17 protein-coding genes and 1 tRNA gene are annotated in these 17,012 nt (G+C 61.7%); 4 read left to right on the top strand and 14 right to left on the bottom strand.

Annotated elements, in window-relative coordinates; genetic code table 11:
* Positions 1–48 precede the first annotated feature (48 nt).
* Positions 49–1,353 (top strand): HNH endonuclease signature motif containing protein, encoded by a 1,305-nt coding sequence (locus KRX51_RS06730; RefSeq protein ID WP_218362379.1) that lies wholly within the window; start codon positions 49–51, stop codon positions 1,351–1,353.
* On the opposite strand, the gene KRX51_RS06725 is transcribed toward KRX51_RS06730, so the two are convergent.
* The 4 genes from KRX51_RS06725 to rsmI all read right to left on the bottom strand — a co-directional run bounded on the left by KRX51_RS06725 (position 1,350) and on the right by rsmI (position 7,631).
* Positions 1,350–2,921 carry a BCCT family transporter gene (locus KRX51_RS06725; protein WP_218362378.1) on the bottom strand — a complete coding sequence of 524 codons (1,572 nt, stop codon included), beginning with the start codon at positions 2,919–2,921 and terminating at the stop codon, positions 1,350–1,352. The genes KRX51_RS06730 and KRX51_RS06725 overlap by 4 nt on opposite strands.
* A gap of 144 nt (positions 2,922–3,065) precedes the next feature.
* On the bottom strand, positions 3,066–4,727 hold the full coding sequence (locus KRX51_RS06720) for a BCCT family transporter (protein WP_370625061.1): 1,662 nt from the start codon (positions 4,725–4,727) through the stop codon (positions 3,066–3,068).
* A gap of 212 nt (positions 4,728–4,939) precedes the next feature.
* Positions 4,940–6,610, bottom strand: coding sequence for a BCCT family transporter (locus KRX51_RS06715; RefSeq protein ID WP_218362377.1), 1,671 nt, complete (start codon positions 6,608–6,610; stop codon positions 4,940–4,942).
* Between the two features lie 166 nt (positions 6,611–6,776).
* A complete protein-coding gene (rsmI, locus tag KRX51_RS06710) occupies positions 6,777–7,631 on the bottom strand; it encodes a 16S rRNA (cytidine(1402)-2'-O)-methyltransferase (protein ID WP_218362376.1) in 855 nt (284 codons plus the stop codon).
* A gap of 35 nt (positions 7,632–7,666) precedes the next feature.
* Between rsmI and KRX51_RS06705 the strand changes: the two genes are divergently transcribed.
* Entirely contained in the window at positions 7,667–9,037 is a 1,371-nt protein-coding gene (locus tag KRX51_RS06705; RefSeq protein ID WP_370625060.1) for a dolichyl-phosphate-mannose--protein mannosyltransferase, read from the top strand.
* Here KRX51_RS06705 and KRX51_RS06700 read toward each other — a convergent pair.
* From KRX51_RS06700 to KRX51_RS06670, 7 genes are all read right to left on the bottom strand, one after another.
* Positions 9,020–9,655 carry a zf-HC2 domain-containing protein gene (locus KRX51_RS06700; RefSeq protein ID WP_218362375.1) on the bottom strand — a complete coding sequence of 212 codons (636 nt, stop codon included), beginning with the start codon at positions 9,653–9,655 and terminating at the stop codon, positions 9,020–9,022. The genes KRX51_RS06705 and KRX51_RS06700 overlap by 18 nt on opposite strands.
* The gene (locus KRX51_RS06695; protein ID WP_218362374.1) at positions 9,655–10,047 is read right to left on the bottom strand and encodes a DoxX family protein; all 393 of its coding nucleotides are present in this window, start codon (positions 10,045–10,047) and stop codon (positions 9,655–9,657) included. The genes KRX51_RS06700 and KRX51_RS06695 overlap by 1 nt, the downstream gene beginning before the upstream one ends.
* 22 nt (positions 10,048–10,069) lie before the next feature.
* Positions 10,070–10,582 carry a DUF421 domain-containing protein gene (locus KRX51_RS06690; protein ID WP_218362373.1) on the bottom strand — a complete coding sequence of 171 codons (513 nt, stop codon included), beginning with the start codon at positions 10,580–10,582 and terminating at the stop codon, positions 10,070–10,072.
* A 52-nt stretch (positions 10,583–10,634) separates the two neighbouring features.
* Positions 10,635–10,707, bottom strand: a tRNA-Ala gene (locus tag KRX51_RS06685).
* Between the two features lie 45 nt (positions 10,708–10,752).
* Positions 10,753–11,691 (bottom strand): gephyrin-like molybdotransferase receptor GlpR, encoded by a 939-nt coding sequence (gene glpR / locus KRX51_RS06680; RefSeq protein ID WP_218362372.1) that lies wholly within the window; start codon positions 11,689–11,691, stop codon positions 10,753–10,755.
* Positions 11,692–11,794: 103 nt separating this feature from the next.
* The gene (glp, locus tag KRX51_RS06675; protein WP_218362371.1) at positions 11,795–13,045 is read right to left on the bottom strand and encodes a gephyrin-like molybdotransferase Glp; all 1,251 of its coding nucleotides are present in this window, start codon (positions 13,043–13,045) and stop codon (positions 11,795–11,797) included.
* Between the two features lie 9 nt (positions 13,046–13,054).
* Positions 13,055–13,966 (bottom strand): UTP--glucose-1-phosphate uridylyltransferase, encoded by a 912-nt coding sequence (locus KRX51_RS06670; RefSeq protein WP_218362370.1) that lies wholly within the window; start codon positions 13,964–13,966, stop codon positions 13,055–13,057.
* Between the two features lie 66 nt (positions 13,967–14,032).
* Here KRX51_RS06670 and KRX51_RS06665 point away from each other — a divergent pair, with 66 nt between their 5' ends.
* Together KRX51_RS06665 and KRX51_RS06660 are read left to right on the top strand one after the other, a co-directional pair.
* On the top strand, positions 14,033–14,626 hold the full coding sequence (locus KRX51_RS06665) for a 5-formyltetrahydrofolate cyclo-ligase (protein ID WP_218362369.1): 594 nt from the start codon (positions 14,033–14,035) through the stop codon (positions 14,624–14,626).
* 22 nt (positions 14,627–14,648) lie between these two features.
* Positions 14,649–15,206: an SAF domain-containing protein gene (locus tag KRX51_RS06660; RefSeq protein ID WP_218362368.1), complete on the top strand. Its 558-nt coding sequence runs from the start codon at positions 14,649–14,651 to the stop codon at positions 15,204–15,206.
* Here the strand turns inward: KRX51_RS06660 and KRX51_RS06655 are convergent.
* From KRX51_RS06655 to KRX51_RS06645, 3 genes are read right to left on the bottom strand one after another with little or no spacing between them, the layout of a single operon-like run.
* Complete coding sequence (locus KRX51_RS06655; RefSeq protein WP_218362367.1) at positions 15,203–15,370, bottom strand: hypothetical protein; 168 nt, start codon at positions 15,368–15,370, stop codon at positions 15,203–15,205. The genes KRX51_RS06660 and KRX51_RS06655 overlap by 4 nt on opposite strands.
* Positions 15,355–15,906 carry a molybdenum cofactor biosynthesis protein B gene (locus tag KRX51_RS06650; protein WP_218362366.1) on the bottom strand — a complete coding sequence of 184 codons (552 nt, stop codon included), beginning with the start codon at positions 15,904–15,906 and terminating at the stop codon, positions 15,355–15,357. The genes KRX51_RS06655 and KRX51_RS06650 overlap by 16 nt, the downstream gene beginning before the upstream one ends.
* A gap of 8 nt (positions 15,907–15,914) precedes the next feature.
* On the bottom strand, positions 15,915–16,994 hold the full coding sequence (locus KRX51_RS06645; protein ID WP_218362365.1) for a S1C family serine protease: 1,080 nt from the start codon (positions 16,992–16,994) through the stop codon (positions 15,915–15,917).
* Positions 16,995–17,012 lie beyond the last annotated feature (18 nt).

Raw genomic sequence — 17,012 nt, 5'->3', positions numbered from 1 at the left:
CTCACCTGTTCGATATTCTGGCTACAGAATCGCCGGGGGGAGGTTAAAATGGGCGACAACACCACCACAGTCGAACTCAAGTTCGCACATGAGCTGGGTCCACATGAGGCTACGCCGCTGATATTGCAGCGCAATCGCACTGATATGGATATCGCTCGTCTGTGCGTGCCTAACCCGGAGGAACTTATCGCCCATCGCGAGGCCAAGCTTTCGATGCAGCTCGGTATTTCGCTGACGATGGTGGGCGTGTACTCCGCTGTGGGCTATATGCTCCAGCGCTTGCCGCAGCTGGCTGAGGTAGCGCAGACGCGGGGTCATCTTCCACTGCGCTACTTAGAGATCATTGCCGAGGCGACGCAGACCGTTGATGAGGAGCATTTGCCCACTATTGACGAGAAGATCGCGGTGTGGGTGCTGCCGAAGCATAATGGTCAGCGGCTTTTCCGCCCGAATGAGCTGGCCAAGGCTATTAATAAGATTGTCGGCGCGGTCGCTCCCCTCGATGTTGTTCCTGAGGACATTGAGAAGGACCAGGTTGAGCAGGTCTGCAATTTTGAGCCCTTCCGTGGCACGTCGCGCTTCGATATTCGCCTTGCCCCGGACCGCGCCACTGAGTTCGTCAGCACGATTAAGGCCACTGCCGAGAAGCACAGCTGTTCCTACCCAGACGCGCTGATGCATATCGTGCGCGGTACTGCTGATGTTCGGGTGGTGCTCAACGTCTACCGCTCAGCTAATGATCTCCAGGCGTGGATGCCGGGGGCTGGTTGGCTCAGCGAGGTCGCCACCGAACAGTGGATGAAGCGCGCTTCTGCTTTGCGTTTGCTTGCCGACGGTGACAGCGACGCCCGCTTCCCCACTCCTGCGCAGCGGGCGATGGTGACCGCTCGGGATGGTCACTGTCAGTACCCGGGTTGCACCATCCCGGCTGACCGCTGCGATGTTGACCACATCCTGCCCTGGCCAGAAGGCCCGACCAGCACGGATAATCTCCAGTTGCTGTGCCGCCGGCACCACGTGCTCAAGACCAGCAAGTTGTGGCAGGTGGAGCGCACCCCGGATGGTGCAAAAACATGGAACAGTGCCGACGGGGCTACTGCGGTAAGCCTCCCGGCCGGCCCAATGGCAAAGAACGGTTACACCACCTGGTCACAGTCAATGACCCGGCTGGCTAGGACTCGAAGAGCAATCAATAAAGAACTCATCGAGAACCCACCAGCACATACTCCCCCGCCGCCACCTCCACTAACTGCCGCAGAGGAAGCGGAAAACAGGAAGCGACCCTGGTGGGCACAAACACCAATGCTCCGAGAGTGCGGGCCACCTCCTGAGGATGACATACCGCCGTTCTAGACCGCGTTGTGTTCGCGGATGCGCTGCTCCCGGTGGAGGCGAAGCATGAATTTCCGCGATGCCTTTTCATCGAGGTTCGACGGATCCGTGCGCAAACCGATCACCAGGGAGACCAGCAGTGCGGTCACCACAAGCAGGAACGGCGCGCCGGCCACGATGATGATGATCTGCAGTGAGCTGAGGACGTCGGTACCGCCGGAAAGCAGGATGGCGCAGGCGATAAGGGTGGTCATCAGACCCCACATGCCGCTGACCCACGGGGTGGGGTTCACGCGGCCACGCTGCGACATCGAACCCATCACAGTCGAGGCCGAGTCCGCGGTGGTGATGAAGAAGGTACCCAGCAGGATCATGGCCAGCACGGAGACCGCACCGGTGAAGGGCATCCGGCCCAACAGGTCGAACAGCATGGCCTCGGGGTTACCGTCGCCCCAGATGGACTTGCCGATCTGCTCGAAGTGGATGGCGGTGCCGCCGAATATGGCGAACCAAATGAGGGTCAGCACAGACGGCACCAGCACGATGCCGATCACGAACTCGCGGATGGTACGGCCGCGGGAAATGCGGGCCAGGAACATGCCGACGAACGGGGTCCAGGACACCCACCACACCCAGTAGAAGATGGTCCAGTTACCCATCCACTCAGCGGCGGTGCCGTTCTCACTAGCTGCGGTGCGTCCCAACATATTCACCGACTGCGACAGGAATGAGCCAACCGCATCCGGGATGGAGTTCAGGATGACCAGGGTGGGGCCGAAGACGAAAATGAACAAGCCAATCAAAGCGGCCATGGCCATATTGGCGTTAGAGAGCCACTGCACACCCCGGGCCACACCGGACATGGCCGAAGCCAGGTAACCGACGGACAGCACGGCGATCACAATCAGCATCACGCGGACGGAAGTATTAGAGATCCAGCCGACTGATTCCATACCGGCACCAATCTGGCCAGCGCCCAGGCCCAGCGACATCGCAGTACCGAAAACGGTGACGAAGATGGCCAGGGAGTCAATAGCCTTGCCGAGCAGACCCTCCGCGCGGCGCACGCCGATCAGCGGGATGCAGGCGGCAGAGATGAGCTGCGGGCGGTTCAAACGGAACGTGCCGTAGGCGATACCGGCACCAACGACGGCGTAGGTGGCCCAGGCGACCGGGCCCCAGTGCAGCAGCGTCTGCGCGAAGGCGGTGCCCTGTTCCGGGTCGGGGTGGCCGGGCACACCATTGCGGTAGTGGCTCAGCGGCTCGTAGGCGCCGTAGAACAACAGGCCGATGCCCATACCTGCGGCGAACATCATCGCCACCCAGGACACGGTTGAGAACTCAGGTTTCTCGTCGTCACGGCCAAGCTTGATGCGGCCATTCTTCGAGACCGCAATAGCGATCATCGAGAAGAAGAAGACTGAAGCCATAATCACGAATAGCCAGCCGACGTTCTTCACCAACCACTCGAAAGTGGATCCCGAAACAGTCTTGAAGTTCTCCGGCATCAGGATGGACCAACCGGCGATACCAATGATCAACACCAGTGCAGGAGTAGCGACAGCCCAGTCAATCCGGGCGTTCGCCATTTCGGTATCCCTGGGTGTGGGAATTTCTTCTGTAGTTTCGTTCATGGCTCTCTTCTTTTCTCTGTTCGATTGTTTTGCTATGCAGACCAGTATTCAGTGTTTCGGTTATTTCCGCAGCTATCCGCCCAAGCTATGACCAAAGCGTTACCTGCGTTGGGACTTAGCCATCCGACGCTCGCGGGCAAGCCGTAGGGCAAACCGGCGTCGTTCACGCTCATCCAAGAACATCGGGTCCTCGCTGAGGCCCTTCACCAAAGCGAACATCAACGCAATGATGACCAACAGGAACGGGCTGGCCGCGATGATGGTCACCGACTGCAGATTCGATAGCGCATTCTCGCCACCAACCACGAGCAACACAGTGGCAATCACCGCAGTGGCGATACCCCAGAACGCAGTGATACCGATGGAGGCATTAAGCCGACCGGACTGGCTCATCGAACCCATCACCGTGGATGCGGAATCCGCGGAAGTAACGAAGAAGGTCGACAACAACACCATGGCGATAAACGCCGGAATAGCACCACCAGGCAGAGTGTCCAGCAGGGTGAACAGCAAGGTCTCGGGGGTGCCGTCACCATAAATGGACTCGCCAATCTGCTCCAGGTGAATAGCGGAACCACCGAAGATGGCGAACCACACCAGCGAGACAGCTGAGGGCATAAGAACAACGGTGAGCGCGAATTCCCGGATCGTGCGTCCACGGGAAATGCGGGCAACAAACATGCCCACAAAAGGCGCCCAGGAAACCCACCAGGCCCACTGGAATACGGTCCAGCTGGACAGCCACTCGCCTGCCTTGCCGTCATCCGACGAGGCGGTGCGGGCGGCCATCTCGAAGAACTGGTCCAGATACGAACCGGCGGCGGTCGGGATGGTGTTCAAAGCGACCACAGTCGGGCCCATCACCAGAACAAAGACGGCCAACACCGCGGCGGCGGCAATATTGAAATTCGAGAGGTACTGAATACCCCTACTCACACCAGAAATAGCCGAGGCCAGGAAGGCAACAGCCAGCACAATAATGATTCCCACCAGCGTCCAGGTGCCGGGGTTGCTGACCAGACCAGTGTTATCCAGGCCAGCGGAAATCTGCAGCACACCCACACCCAACGAGGTGGCGGTACCGAAAACGGTGGCCACAATGGCGGCGATATCAATAATGCGGCCGGGCCAACCCTCGGCAGCACGCGCACCAATCAGCGGGATGAACGCGGCGGACAGCAGCTGCTTACGTCCCAGACGGAACGTGCCGTAAGCAATGGCCAAACCAGCGATTGCGTAGATGGACCACGGGTGCAGCGTCCAGTGGAACATCGTGGTGGCCATGGCGGTGCCGACTTCGTGGTTATCGTGGCCGGGCACGCCCTCCATATAGTGCGTTATCGGCTCGAACACGCCCCAGAACATCAGGCCGATGCCCATACCGCCGGCAAACATCATGGCGATCCAGGACATGGTGGAGAACTCGGGCTGCTCATTGTCCTGCCCCAGCCGGATATTGCCGAACTTCGAACAAGCAATGCTCAGGATGAACACCACGAATGTGGTGCCGGCGATCACGAACAGCCATCCGAAGCTATTCACGACGTAATCGAGTGCCACAGAAGCGAGGTTGGCGAAGCCTTCGGGATCTAACAGTCCCCACAGGCTCACCGCCAACATGATGAGCCCCGCCGGGATCGATACTCGCATATCGACGGGGGCGTCAGCCGCCTCCGACGGAGCCGCCGGCATGTCCTTCAGCGGCGTGGGGGTTACTTGTTCTAGAGCCAGGGCTTCACTGCCCTCAGAGTTTTCTGGCATGGCGTTTATATTTCGGTTATTGGGTACGCAACTCAAGCTCATGGTGCCCAGTTACCTCGATATACGCCGAAAAAGGCAGCGCAGGGCGCTCTGTTCACGCAGTTCACCATGGATATCAGCGGCCAAAAATCACAATTCGGTTACGATCGATATGTGACATAGGAAAACCCCCGCAGCTCGGGACTGCGGGGGCTTCTCAGGTAGTTCAGCTACTAGCGTTCTGCCTGAGCCATCCGACGCTCACGTGCCAGGCGCAGCGCGAAACGACGCTGTTCCCGGTCATCCAGGTACATCGGGTCCTGATTAAGGCCCTTCACCAGGGAGAACATCAGCGCGATAATCACCAGCAGGAAGGGGCTGGCCGCGATGATGGTCACCGACTGCAGGTTCGACAACGCATCCTCACCACCAGCAACGAGCAGCACGGTAGCGATCATCGCGGTGGCGATACCCCAGAAGGCGACAATGCCGTTAGAGGCGTTGAGTCGACCGGACTGGCTCATCGAACCCATCACGGTGGACGCGGAGTCCGCCGAGGTGATGAAGAAGGTGGACAGCAAAATCATGGCGATAAACGACGGGATAGCGCCACCAGGCAGGGTGTCCAGCAGAGTGAACAGCTGGGACTCGGCGGTGCCATCACCGTAGACGGACTCACCAATCTGCTCCAGGTGGATAGCGGAACCACCGAAGATCGCGAACCACACCAGGGACACCACCGACGGCACCAGAACCACGGTGAAGACAAACTCACGGATGGTGCGGCCACGGGAAATGCGAGCAATGAACATGCCGACGAAGGGGGACCAGGAAACCCACCAGGCCCAGTAGAAGACGGTCCAACCGGACAGCCACCCGCCGGCCTGGCCGTCGTTCGAGGAAGCGGTACGGGCGGCCATCTCGAAGAACTGGTCCAGGTAAGAACCGGCGGCGGTCGGGATAGCGTTCAGGGCGACCACGGTCGGGCCCATGACCAGGACGAAAAGAGCCAACACGAGGGCGGCGACCATATTGAAGTTCGAGATGTACTGGATGCCCTTGCTCACGCCGGAAAGCGCAGAGACCAGGAAGGCAAGACCGAGCACAACGATGATGCCGACGAGCACCCAGGTGCCCGGGTTCTTCATCAGGCCAGTGTTGTCCAGGCCAGCGGAAATCTGCAGCACACCGATACCCAGGGAAGCGGCGGTACCGAAAACAGTGGCCACAATGGCGGCGATATCAATAATGCGGCCGGGCCAGCCCTCAACGGCGCGGGCACCGATAAGCGGAATGAACGCGGCGGACAGCAGCTGCTTACGTCCCAGACGGAACGTGCCGTAGGCGATGCTCAGGCCAACAATGGCGTAAACGGACCACGGGTGCAGCGTCCAGTGGAACATCGTGGTCGCCATCGCAGTGCCGACCTCTTTTTCCTCGTGGCCGGGCACACCGTCGAGGTAGTGCGTCAGCGGCTCAGCGACACCGTAGAACATCAGGCCGATGCCCATACCGGCGGCGAACATCATGGCAATCCACGACGGGGTGGAAAACTCGGGCTTCTCATGGTCCTGGCCAAGGCGGATCGAACCGAACCGGGACGTTGCGATAGCCAAGATGAACACCACGAAAATGGTGCTGGCAATGATGAACAACCAACCGAAGTCCTCGACGACTGCCGTGAGCGCACCGGAGGCGACACTCGCGAAGTTGGCGGGGCTGACTAGCCCCCAAATGATCACGGCCAGCACAATCAGGCCAGCCGGGATCGAGACGCGCATATCGACGGGTGCGTCATCCGCCTCCGATGGGGCGGTTGGCATTTCTTTGAGCGGTGTGGGAGTTATTTGCTCCATTGCCGCGTCATCAACACGGTTCTGGGTATCCTCAGAGTTTTCCTGCATATAGTTCAGAGTGCGGTGCTGAGGTACTCAACTCAACTCCACTGAGGCCAAAAACCCTCATACGCACCCAAAATCAGCAGCGAAGGAACTCTGTTCACCCAGTTCACCATGGCCACCGATACCCCAAGGTCACAATTCAGTAAAGATTGTGTGGTGTGGTGAACTATTAGGCATTCTGCCGAGCAGCCAACACGGCTTGATACAGCTCCCGGTGCTTCGTAGAACCATGCGCGGCAGCAATATCGCGACACGCATCCTTCAACCGCGTCCCCTCAGCAACTAACGCCTCAACCTCATCAACAAGCTCAGCCGGGTCCGAGGTGCGGGCAGGAGCAGCGTCCAGCACAACAGTGATCTCACCACGCAGCCCCTCCTGCGCCCACTGCGCCAACTCGGCCAAATCGCCGCGCCGAATCTCCTCATACGTCTTGGTCAACTCACGCGCCACCGCCGCCCGACGATCACCACCCAACACGTCGGCAGCGTCGGCAAGCGTGGCCGCAATCCGGTGCGGGGACTCAAAAAACACCACCGCCCGCCGCTCCGTCTTTATCGACTCCAACCACGACCGGCGCGCCCCCGACTTCCGCGGGGCAAAACCATCAAAAGCAAAACGCCCCACCGACAAACCCGACAAAGCCAAGGCCGTCGTCACCGCCGACGCACCCGGAATACACGACACCGGCACACCCGCATCATGAGCCGCGGCGATAACCCCCAAACCAGGATCACTGACCACCGGCATGCCCGCATCAGTGACCACCAGCACCTTCTGCCCGGCGCGGGCAGCGTCGATAAGCTCCGCGGCGCGGCCATCCTCATTATGGTCAAAATTCGACACGACCTTCGCCCGCACCGACACCTCAAGGGCAGCAGCAAGCGCGCGGGCACGTCGGGTATCTTCGGCGGCGATGACATCAGCGTCGGCAAGCGCGGCGCGGAGACGGTCGGAAGCATCACCAATATTGCCTAATGGAGTCGCGGCCAAGGTGATTCCCGGCGATAAGCGGTAGTCGGACATGACTCCACCCTAGCGGCGGCCCTAAAATAACCCGCGTGAACTCAGCAACCGCCACCGGACGGCACCGCAGCCCGTCACGATCGCGGGTGCCCTGGACCCGATTCGACACCTGGGTCTTCTCCATTTTCGGGGTATGTGCGCTGCTCACACGGTTTGCGTGGATCACGCATCCCGACGACCACGGCTCCCCCGTCTTCGACGAAAAACACTACGTACCGCAGGCATGGCAAATGCTGCAATCAACGCGGTCCGTTATCTCCGGCGGAATCGAAGACAACCCCGGCTTCGGTCTGGTCGTCCACCCACCAACGGCGAAACGAATCATCGCCATCGGCGAATGGCTATTCGGCTACGGCCCACTGGGCTGGCGCTTCATGTCCGCCATCTGCGGCACCATCGTCGTACTGCTCATCATGGACCTCACCCGGAGGCTCACCGCCGAGCCAATCGCGGTCATCACCGCCGGGCTGCTCAGCGTCTGTGATGGGGTCCTATTCCTGGGCTCCCGGGTGGGGATGCTCGACATCTTCCAGACACTATTCATCGTCGCCGCCGCATGGGCACTGCTGATCGACCAAGAACGCCCCTCAGGCTGGCGCTGGTGGCGGTTTACCGCCGGAGTGATGCTGGGCCTCGCACTATGCGTGAAATGGTCCGGACTGTACTATATGGCCGCCTTCGGGCTGCTCACCGTGGGCCTGGACCTGTGGTCACGCAAACGTGGGCTACGCAAAGTCGCGCTCGTCGATATTCCGGGCGCGCTGGTGCACATCGTGGTGGTGCCGCTGGCAATGTACCTGCTGTCCTTCCGGTCCTGGTTCGCGGAAGAAACATCGGTGTACCGGCACCGCAATGGCGACGGGGCGCTGGCGAACTTCCTGTACTACCAAAAAGGCGTACTGGAGTTCCATACCTCGCTGACCACCTCAGGTGGGCATGAACACCCCTGGGAATCGAAACCGTGGGACTGGCTGTGGGCCGGGCGGCCCATGATGTACTACTCCGCCGAATCCGGGGACCATAAGGCCTACCAAATGCTGTTCGGCACCCCACCGATCTGGTGGGTCCTAGTGCCAGTGATGCTGTGGGCAGTATGGCGCCTCGTGCGTGCCGACGGCCGTTTCGTGCTGCCCGTCGTCGGATTCATCGCCGGGTGGGTGCCCTGGGCCATCGGCTACGACCGGCAAATGTACTTCTTCTACGCCACAGCGATCATCCCATTTGTGATCCTGGCGCTGGCGATCATCGCCGCAGACCTCATCCGGTGGCGCTGGGGCCTACTGGTAATCAGCGGCTACCTGGCGCTCGTTGCAGTGGCCTTCGTGTTCTGGCTGCCCATCATGACCGGGGCGATGATCCCGTCGGACAGCATCAACCTGCGCATGTGGCTACCGAAGTGGCGGTAACTGCGACACCGGCTTGCCCGCCAACGCCCGCCACGCCTGCACAATGCCATCACGGGTAAAACCCACCACAGCCAAGGCCGCAGCCGCAGCAAACATCAACACCAACCGGGCCACATCCCCACCAGTAAACGAGCCCACCACCAACTCACGAGTAGCGAAACCGGCGGAGAACATCGCCACCGCCCCATAAATAGGGGCGATACTAATAGCCACCTGCGGGCGCCAAGCAGCCCACAAAAGACCCACCGCAAAAGCCAAATGCGCCGCTGCGGCATCGCCGGCCACCCCCTGCAGATCAGCGATCCCCCACGCCACATACCCCAGGGACAACACCACCAACAACGCCCGGGCAGTGGCACCAGCTATCCGACGCCGACGCTCCCAACGACGCCGCTGCGGCTCAACGGTATCGAGAATCCGCTCAGCCAGATCCGTGGGCTCCTCCCGTGGGGCAGCCGGGGCAATCAGCAGACTGCGGTTGAGGCTGACCGCCTGGTCAAACCACGCCTGGCAATCAGCGCACGCATCGAGATGAGCGTCGACGACATCGTCGGCAAGCCGAGCCTGCTCCCCATCCAACCGGGCCGACAACGCGGCCTGGATCTCCTCGCACTCCATCAGCGAGTCAGCATGTGATCGAGGCTGGCGCGGCCGGCACCAAAAGCCACCACAACGACGAGACCGCCGATCAGGCTAAGGACCAGCTCAGCGCCGAAAATGCCATCGGACATGTGCACAAACCACAATGCGCCCAGCATCTCAACAATCAGCACACCCGCAACCGCAGGCGCGAGCAAGCCGAGAATCAACAAGGCGCCGCCAATCATCTCCACAATGGCGACAATCCACACCGCCAAGTGCGCCTGCGGAATGGAATTGAGCACAAATTGGCCCGCGGTCGCGTCAATGCCGGTGATCATCACTTTGTCCCACCCATGCGCCACATAAATGACACCAAGGATGAGACGGAGAATCAGCAGCGCTCCATCACGTACGGCGGGACGGTCCATGCCGGTTATGGTAGCGCGCCCCCTACTTCCAGGCGGGCAGGACCTTCAGGGTTTGTTCCGAACCGAGCTTGCCGGCGTCGACGATGGAGATAGTGCCGTCAGTTTCGAGCACCATAGCGCCGATCTCAGAGAGGTCGCCGTGACCGCCGGCACGAGCAGCCTGAAGCACATCGAACTCCCCCACCCGGGCGGACTTCATCGCATCCGACAACATCTCGCCACGGCGGACAATAAGAATCGGGTCAGCGGTGACCAGCTTGCGGAACCGCGGAGAAACACGGATCGCAATAGCCATCAAGAACTGCAGCAACAGCAACATGCCCATGGCCAGCACCGCACCAACCCAGGTGAGGTCCTTCGACACAACAGAGGTGGCCAAGATAGAGCCAATAGCCACGGTGACGGCGAAGTCGAAGGCATTGAATTTCGCCAGCGAGCGGGCGCCAAACAGACGCAGAATCACCAGTAGGGAGATATACGCCAGCGCGCCGACGACCAGGATGTGCATTAACGAGTCAGTATTGGGAGTCCACATGCTGGTTACTGTGTCATACAAAAACCCCGCTCCGTGAAGAGCGGGGTGAATGTGGAGCTAAGGGGAATCGAACCCCTGACCTTCTCGATGCGAACGAGACGCGCTACCAACTGCGCTATAGCCCCTAGCGAAGGAGATTGTAGCAACGCCCCGGTCAGGCACCAAAACTCCTAGCCGGCGACGCGTTGCGTGTCGTCTCCGTGGAAGTCATCGACGTCTGCGTAGGGAAGGTCAGCGAACTCAGGGTCATCGTCATCGAGCTCCACGACGATGGCGCCCGGGCGGCGCAGGCGCTTGGGAATACCGAGGTCATCATCGTCGGTGCTGCGCACACCCATGCGACGACGCTTCATCTGGCGGATGCGGCGGGTACGCAGTTCCTGCTCGACAACGACAGTGCGGCGCAAGGTCACCAGGTAGGCGACAAGCACCGCGGTGACGATAACGGGCAGCGTCCACCAGCCACCGCCGAGCCACAGGGCCAGGCCCACGGTCACCAGCAGTGTGGCGGCCAGGCCCAGCACGGAACGCTGGCGGCGCAGGTGACGAGTCCGGGCGTAGCGGGCATCGCGCTCCGGGTCGAAACCACCACGGCCGCGACGAGCCTCAGCCCAGGCGAGATCTTCCTCGGTCAGCTCATCGTCGATGTCCTCGTAGACGGGCTCGACTTCGGGCTCATCCTCGGCGTAGCCGGCAGCAATGACGGGGTCATCGTCGACAAGCTCCACATCCATGGACTCGTCGGCAATCGCCTCATCAGCCAAAATGCTGGCTTCGGGCTCTTCGTCCTCAATGTCGGCTGCGGGGAGCTCTTCGACCAGTTCGCCATCGACAATCTCGTCGACATCATCGACAAGGACGGGCTCATCATCGTTGACTTCGGCGTCGACGGTCTCGACATCCTCATCATCGACGGTGCGCAGAACATCGTCCTCGGTGAACTTCGGGCGCCGTCGGGCAGCAATCGGCTCGCCACCTGTGTGCAGCAGCCGGGTTTTGCCGAGGCCCTCCGAGGTACGGCGAATGGGTTCCCTGCCGCGCATCATCAACGGTGCAAGCACAAAGACCCACACCACGACAATGAGCACAAGGAGAAGTGAGCTGGACATGCCGGTCCCTCCTGTTGATGTGCTTCAGCAGGCCCTTCCCCGACCTGACGTGAATGTCAAGCCTAAACGCGCAAGTCACCTTGGCGGCTACGCCACGCCGGGCCTAAGCCTGGCGAGAGAGGAACAGCACATCGACAACATCACCCGTGCGCACCGCAGACACCGAATCCGGCACCACAATGAGGCAATTCGCCTCCGATAAGCCCGCCAACAGGTGCGCCTGCTGCCCGGACGCCCCACCTAAGGGCTGCACCAGGTACTCGCCGGTCTCCCGGTCCCGCATCAACTGGCCACGCACATAACCGCGTCTGCCGACGATGGACTCCACCGGGGCGATACACCGCGCACTGACCTGGCGGCGGCGCGGATTGCTCTTGCCTAAGGTGATACGCACCAGCGGGCGCACCATCACCTCAAAAACCACCAAAGCCGCCAGCGAATTCGACGGCAGCAAAAACGTCGGCACGCGATCATCACCAAGCAGGCCGAAGCCCTGTACCGAACCGGGGTGCATAGCCACGCGGGTGACATCCAACTCCCCCATATCGGCGAGCACCTGGCGCACCTCGGCACCAGCAGAACCACCCACCGCGCCGGTAATGACGACGATTTCGGACTTAATCAGCTGGCCCTCGATGATCTCCCGGATTCGGCGGGGCTCACCGGCAGCAATACCGACGCGGTGCACGTCGGCACCCGCATCACGGCCAGCTGCAGCCAGCGCGTAGGAATTCACATCAAATACCTGGCCCAAACCAGGGGTGCGCCCAATATCGACCAGCTCCGGGCCAATGCTGAGCACAGCCATCCGCGGCCGAGGATGCACCAGCACCTTCGACCGGCCCACAGCAGCAAGCAACCCCACCTGGGCCGGGGAAATCACCGAGCCCATGGAAACAGCAACGTCGGAAGGCTGAATATCGTCACCCACGCGGCGCACGAAATCCCCCGACGACACCGGGCGCAGCGCAGTCACCCGGCGCTGACCACGATCCGTCCAGTCCAAGGGGAGTACAGCGTCGGCAAGCGTCGGCAACGGGGCACTGGTGTGCACCCGGACTGCCTGCCGCGGCTGCAACCGCAGCGGATGGTGCGAGCCGGCGGGCACCTCACCCACAACGGGCAACTCCACCTCAGTGAAATCCGGGCCCGGCTCGGTATTGCCGGCATTAATATCCACCGCGCGCACGGCATAACCATCAATGGCTGCCTGCACGAAACCAGGCAACGGCTTTTCGGCAACAACCTCTTCCGCGCACAGCAGGCCGAGGGCTTCCGAAATAGCCACCCGGACCGGCTCGGGCATAGCCGCATGGGCGGTAATGCCGGCGAGCTGTTCTTCTACTGAGCGCACTGGGCCCCCTTAATCCTCGTCAGCCAGACGCTGCTCGAGATATTTACGTAAACCACTGCCGTACTGCTCACTGCGCAGTGCGAAATCAACACAGGCGCGAATATAGCCACCGGGGTTACCAAGATCATGGCGGAACCCATTATGGACCACGATATGCACCGGTTCACCCTGCTCAATGAGGGCTTCAATGGCATCAGTCAGCTGGAATTCGCCGCCCTTACCGCGCGGAATCTCACGCAGCGCGTCGAAAATCTTCCGGTCCAGCAGGTAGCGCCCCACCGCAGCGAAATTCGAAGGCGCGTCTTCGGCATCGGGCTTCTCCACCATGCCGCGCACCGCGCGCACATCATCAAAACCTTCAGCGGCGTGATCAGCGATATCGAAAACGCCGTAATTATGGATTTCTTCCCGCGGGGTCTCCAGGGCACACAACACCGAACCCCCGAACTTTTTACGCACCTCCACCATGCGGTCCATCACACCGACCGGCAAGACCAGGTCGTCGGGAAGCATCACGGCGAAAGCATCTTCATCATCGTCGAGCTGCCCCTCGGCGCACAGCACCGCATGGCCCAGGCCAAGCGGCCGCTCCTGCACCGTGGCGGTTAAATCAATGACCTCAGTGGCGCGGTTGACCTTATCCGCGATGGCGTCCTTACCGCGCTCCCGCAGGATCGATTCCAGGTCCGGGCGAGCATCGAAATGGGCCAAGACCCCATCCTTTGACGGGGCAGTCACCACAGCCAGGCGCCTAGCGCCCGCCGCGGCAGCCTCCTCAGCGATGATCTCGATACCCGGAGTATCCACCACCGGCAGCAGCTCCTTCGGAACTGTTTTAGTGGCTGGAAGGAAACGGGTACCCATACCGGCTGCAGGCACAACAACAGTGCGTAGGTCTCGGTCCTGATTACGGGAAGCCATGAGTTCGACCTTACTGCGGTGACGGCAGAGATTGCGCTACGGACGCCCCCGTGTCACAGTTCGCCCGTGACAGATGAGAAAAATCACCTGCGGCGGCAGCTGCTACACGCCCGCGCGGAACAGTCCGCAGCCGACCATGAGCGCACCGACCGCAGGCTGATGGAGCAGCTGCGGCAGTGGCTGGACGGCTTCCCCACCGGCAGTACGGTGGCCGCCTACGTGCCCGCCGCCGAGGAGCCCGGCGGCGCCCTGGACTTCGTGGACACGCTCTTGGCCATGCCGACAGTGGGCCAGATTCTGCTGCCGATTTGCCCGCCCGGGCCGCCAACCGCACTGCACTGGGGCTACTACCAGGGAGTATTGCGTCCGGGTCGGTATGGGCTGCTGGAGCCGCCGAATTCGCTGGGGCCGACGGGTTTCTGCCATGCCGATATTGCGCTGCTGCCGGCGGTGGCGGCGGACCGGCGTGGGTTCCGCCTGGGCCGGGGTGCTGGCTATTACGACCGCAGCGTGGAGCACACCACCGCACACCGGGCGGCGCTGGTTTTCCCGCATGAGTTGGTCGACGAGGTGCCCCACGATGAGCATGACCAGCCGGTGCACACCGTGATTAGCGCAACAGAAATTGTGGGAACCGATACGGCTACTCGTGGCGTCTAAGGGGTGAGCAAAGGAGGCGCCGATGAGAAGTGCGCGTGCCCGCCTCACCCGGCGGCGGGTCATTGCCGCGGCCCTGGTGGTGGCTGCGGCAGCAATAGCGGTAGTGGATCTGCTGCGCCCGGCCGAACCAATGGCGACAGTGCTAGTCGCAGCGCGGGATATTGATTCAGGTCAGCGGCTTGCCGACGGTGATATCACGCACCGGGAAATACCGGCCGAGCAAGTGCCCGCGGCCGCGCTTTCCGACGCTGCTAGCGCCGTAGCGCGCACCTCGGCAGGGCCCATTGGCAGCGGGGAAATCCTCACCGAGATGCGTTTTGCTGGCGGGCCGCTGGCTGAAGCGATGACCGGGGTGCGCGGTGCCGATGTTGTTGCTGTGGCACCACGAGATCTGGGCCTGGTGCCGTTATTGCGCACCGGCGATGTGGTGACGGTACTCGGTGAAGGCCCCGAGCCGATCACCCGCGGGGCGCAGGTGGTGTTAGTCCACGACGAAGCCGCGGTGCTGCTGGCCTTGCCGCCGGAGGATGCGGCACGGGTGGCCAGCAGCCCGACGGTCACCCTGGTGCTATCGAGCTAGCCCCAATGTGGTGGGCGCTGCTCCTGCCAGAAAGTGTCGTCGAGTTCGGCGCGCTCGGCTGGGGTTTCCGGGACGGGGTTCACCGTCGGAGTGCGCCGGGGGCGCCGTTTCGGTGGCGGGCCGGTGCGCAGCACGCGGCGGCGTCGATTTACTGAACGCGCCAACGACCAAGATCCATGATGACGTGGTGCACCATGGGCAGCACCGTGGCCATACCGTCGCGGATGGCCGCGCGGGAATCACCCAGGTTCACGATCACCGTCGAGCCGGAGACCCCAGCCAGGCCGCGGGAAAGCCCAGCGTCAAATGCGCCCACCGCCAGACCAGAGGACCGCACGGCCTCCTCAATACCCACCAGGCGGCGGTCGAGGACCTTACGGGTGGCCTCGGGCACGCGGTCGCGCGGGCCGACCCCGACACCGCCGATCGTGACTACAAGATCCGCGCCGCCGACCACAGCTGTTTCCAGGGCCTGGCGGACTCGGCTTTTCTCCGAGGGGGCGGTGATGACAGCGTCGACGTGGAAATGATCCTCGTCAAGCAGTTCAGCAACGAGTGAACCGGTGCGGTCATCATCGCGAAGGTGGTCCCCAACAAGAACAACGAGGGCACGCCGACGGGTGTCGTCGGACTGCAATAGTTGCTCAACCTCGGCGAGGGTGCCGGCGTCGGGTTCCACATCAGCGTCAGTGGAAGTCATGTCTTTCCTTACTCCGGAGCCGCTTCAAGCGTCACCCGGACGTCCCGGGTTTCGCCGGTGCCTTCCTGCACCTTGAGGGTGACGGTATCACCGACCTTGCGGGAGCGGATTGCGGCGATGAGGCCTACCCCCGAATCGACACGTCGATCCTCGAACCCAACAATAATATCGCCTGGCCGCAGGCCCGCCCGGTCTGCAGGACCACCAGGAGTGACCTCAGCAATCTCGGCGCCACCGGAGGACCGCACATCAATCAGGGCATTAATCACCGGCATCTCCACCGAACCCTGATCAATGAGCTGAGAAGCGATCTGGCGGGCCTGGTTAACCGGGATGGCGAAACCTAAGCCAATACTGCCGGCCCCCTGCTGCGAGGTCGACGCGATCACCGACGGCACGCCAATCAGGCGACCATTGGCATCAACCAAGGCGCCACCGGAATTACCTGGGTTAATCGGGGCATCAGTCTGGATGGCATCAATCACAGACGACTCACCACCGGGCCCGGAGGCACTCACCGGGCGATCCAAGGCCGAGACGATACCGGAGGTCACCGTGGCGGTCAGGCCCAGCGGCGAGCCGACGGCAACGACCTCCTGGCCCACCCGCACAGCATCGGAATCACCCAGCTCAATCGGGCGTAAGTCCTGGGCATTATCGATCTTGATCACAGCAATATCGCTCTGCGGGTGCGAGGCGACCAGGCGCGCCGGGTAGCTCTTCCCGTCGTTAAGCACCACTTCCATGGTTGCTTGGGGTTCGCGGGCCTTAGCGACGACGTGGTGGTTAGTCAGCACCAGGCCGTCGGAAGACAGGATGGAACCAGAACCGGTATCGCCGCCGTTGGGGGTGCGCACATTAATGGACACCACACTGGGCAGCACCTTCTCGGCAATACTCTCAATATTGCCCTTCGGGGCTTCGGGGATGGGGCTGGAAGTCGTGGCTGGAGCAGTGACCGCTTGGTCATCAGAAATGTTGTCGACAACGACGCCACCGGTAACACCACCGATAGTGCCAGCGACAAGCACGAGGCCAGCAACGGCTGCGCTACTCAAGCCACGAGCATGAACATGGGAGTTTGTCATGGCCGTAGCCTGCCGTAC

It is taken from the genome of Corynebacterium sp. TAE3-ERU12, from assembly GCF_019209905.1.
In the GTDB taxonomy this organism is placed as follows: domain Bacteria; phylum Actinomycetota; class Actinomycetes; order Mycobacteriales; family Mycobacteriaceae; genus Corynebacterium.
The sequence above is the reverse complement of the archived record's forward strand: the minus strand, read 5'-3'. Positions and strand labels throughout refer to the sequence as shown.

What these genes read in the sequence shown, in the direction of transcription:
- KRX51_RS06695 (WP_218362374.1), bottom strand. Translation starts at nt 10,047, where the DNA reads ATGGACCGTCCCGCCGTACGTGATGGAGCGCTGCTGATTCTCCGTCTC.
- rsmI (WP_218362376.1), bottom strand. Translation starts at nt 7,631, where the DNA reads ATGTCCGACTACCGCTTATCGCCGGGAATCACCTTGGCCGCGACTCCA.
- KRX51_RS06645 (WP_218362365.1), bottom strand. Translation starts at nt 16,994, where the DNA reads ATGACAAACTCCCATGTTCATGCTCGTGGCTTGAGTAGCGCAGCCGTT.
- KRX51_RS06715 (WP_218362377.1), bottom strand. Translation starts at nt 6,610, where the DNA reads ATGCAGGAAAACTCTGAGGATACCCAGAACCGTGTTGATGACGCGGCA.
- KRX51_RS06700 (WP_218362375.1), bottom strand. Translation starts at nt 9,655, where the DNA reads ATGGAGTGCGAGGAGATCCAGGCCGCGTTGTCGGCCCGGTTGGATGGG.
- KRX51_RS06725 (WP_218362378.1), bottom strand. Translation starts at nt 2,921, where the DNA reads ATGGCGAACGCCCGGATTGACTGGGCTGTCGCTACTCCTGCACTGGTG.
- KRX51_RS06670 (WP_218362370.1), bottom strand. Translation starts at nt 13,966, where the DNA reads ATGGCTTCCCGTAATCAGGACCGAGACCTACGCACTGTTGTTGTGCCT.
- glpR (WP_218362372.1), bottom strand. Translation starts at nt 11,691, where the DNA reads ATGTCCAGCTCACTTCTCCTTGTGCTCATTGTCGTGGTGTGGGTCTTT.
- KRX51_RS06730 (WP_218362379.1), top strand. Translation starts at nt 49, where the DNA reads ATGGGCGACAACACCACCACAGTCGAACTCAAGTTCGCACATGAGCTG.
- KRX51_RS06660 (WP_218362368.1), top strand. Translation starts at nt 14,649, where the DNA reads ATGAGAAGTGCGCGTGCCCGCCTCACCCGGCGGCGGGTCATTGCCGCG.
- KRX51_RS06690 (WP_218362373.1), bottom strand. Translation starts at nt 10,582, where the DNA reads ATGTGGACTCCCAATACTGACTCGTTAATGCACATCCTGGTCGTCGGC.
- KRX51_RS06650 (WP_218362366.1), bottom strand. Translation starts at nt 15,906, where the DNA reads ATGACTTCCACTGACGCTGATGTGGAACCCGACGCCGGCACCCTCGCC.
- KRX51_RS06720 (WP_370625061.1), bottom strand. Translation starts at nt 4,727, where the DNA reads ATGCCAGAAAACTCTGAGGGCAGTGAAGCCCTGGCTCTAGAACAAGTA.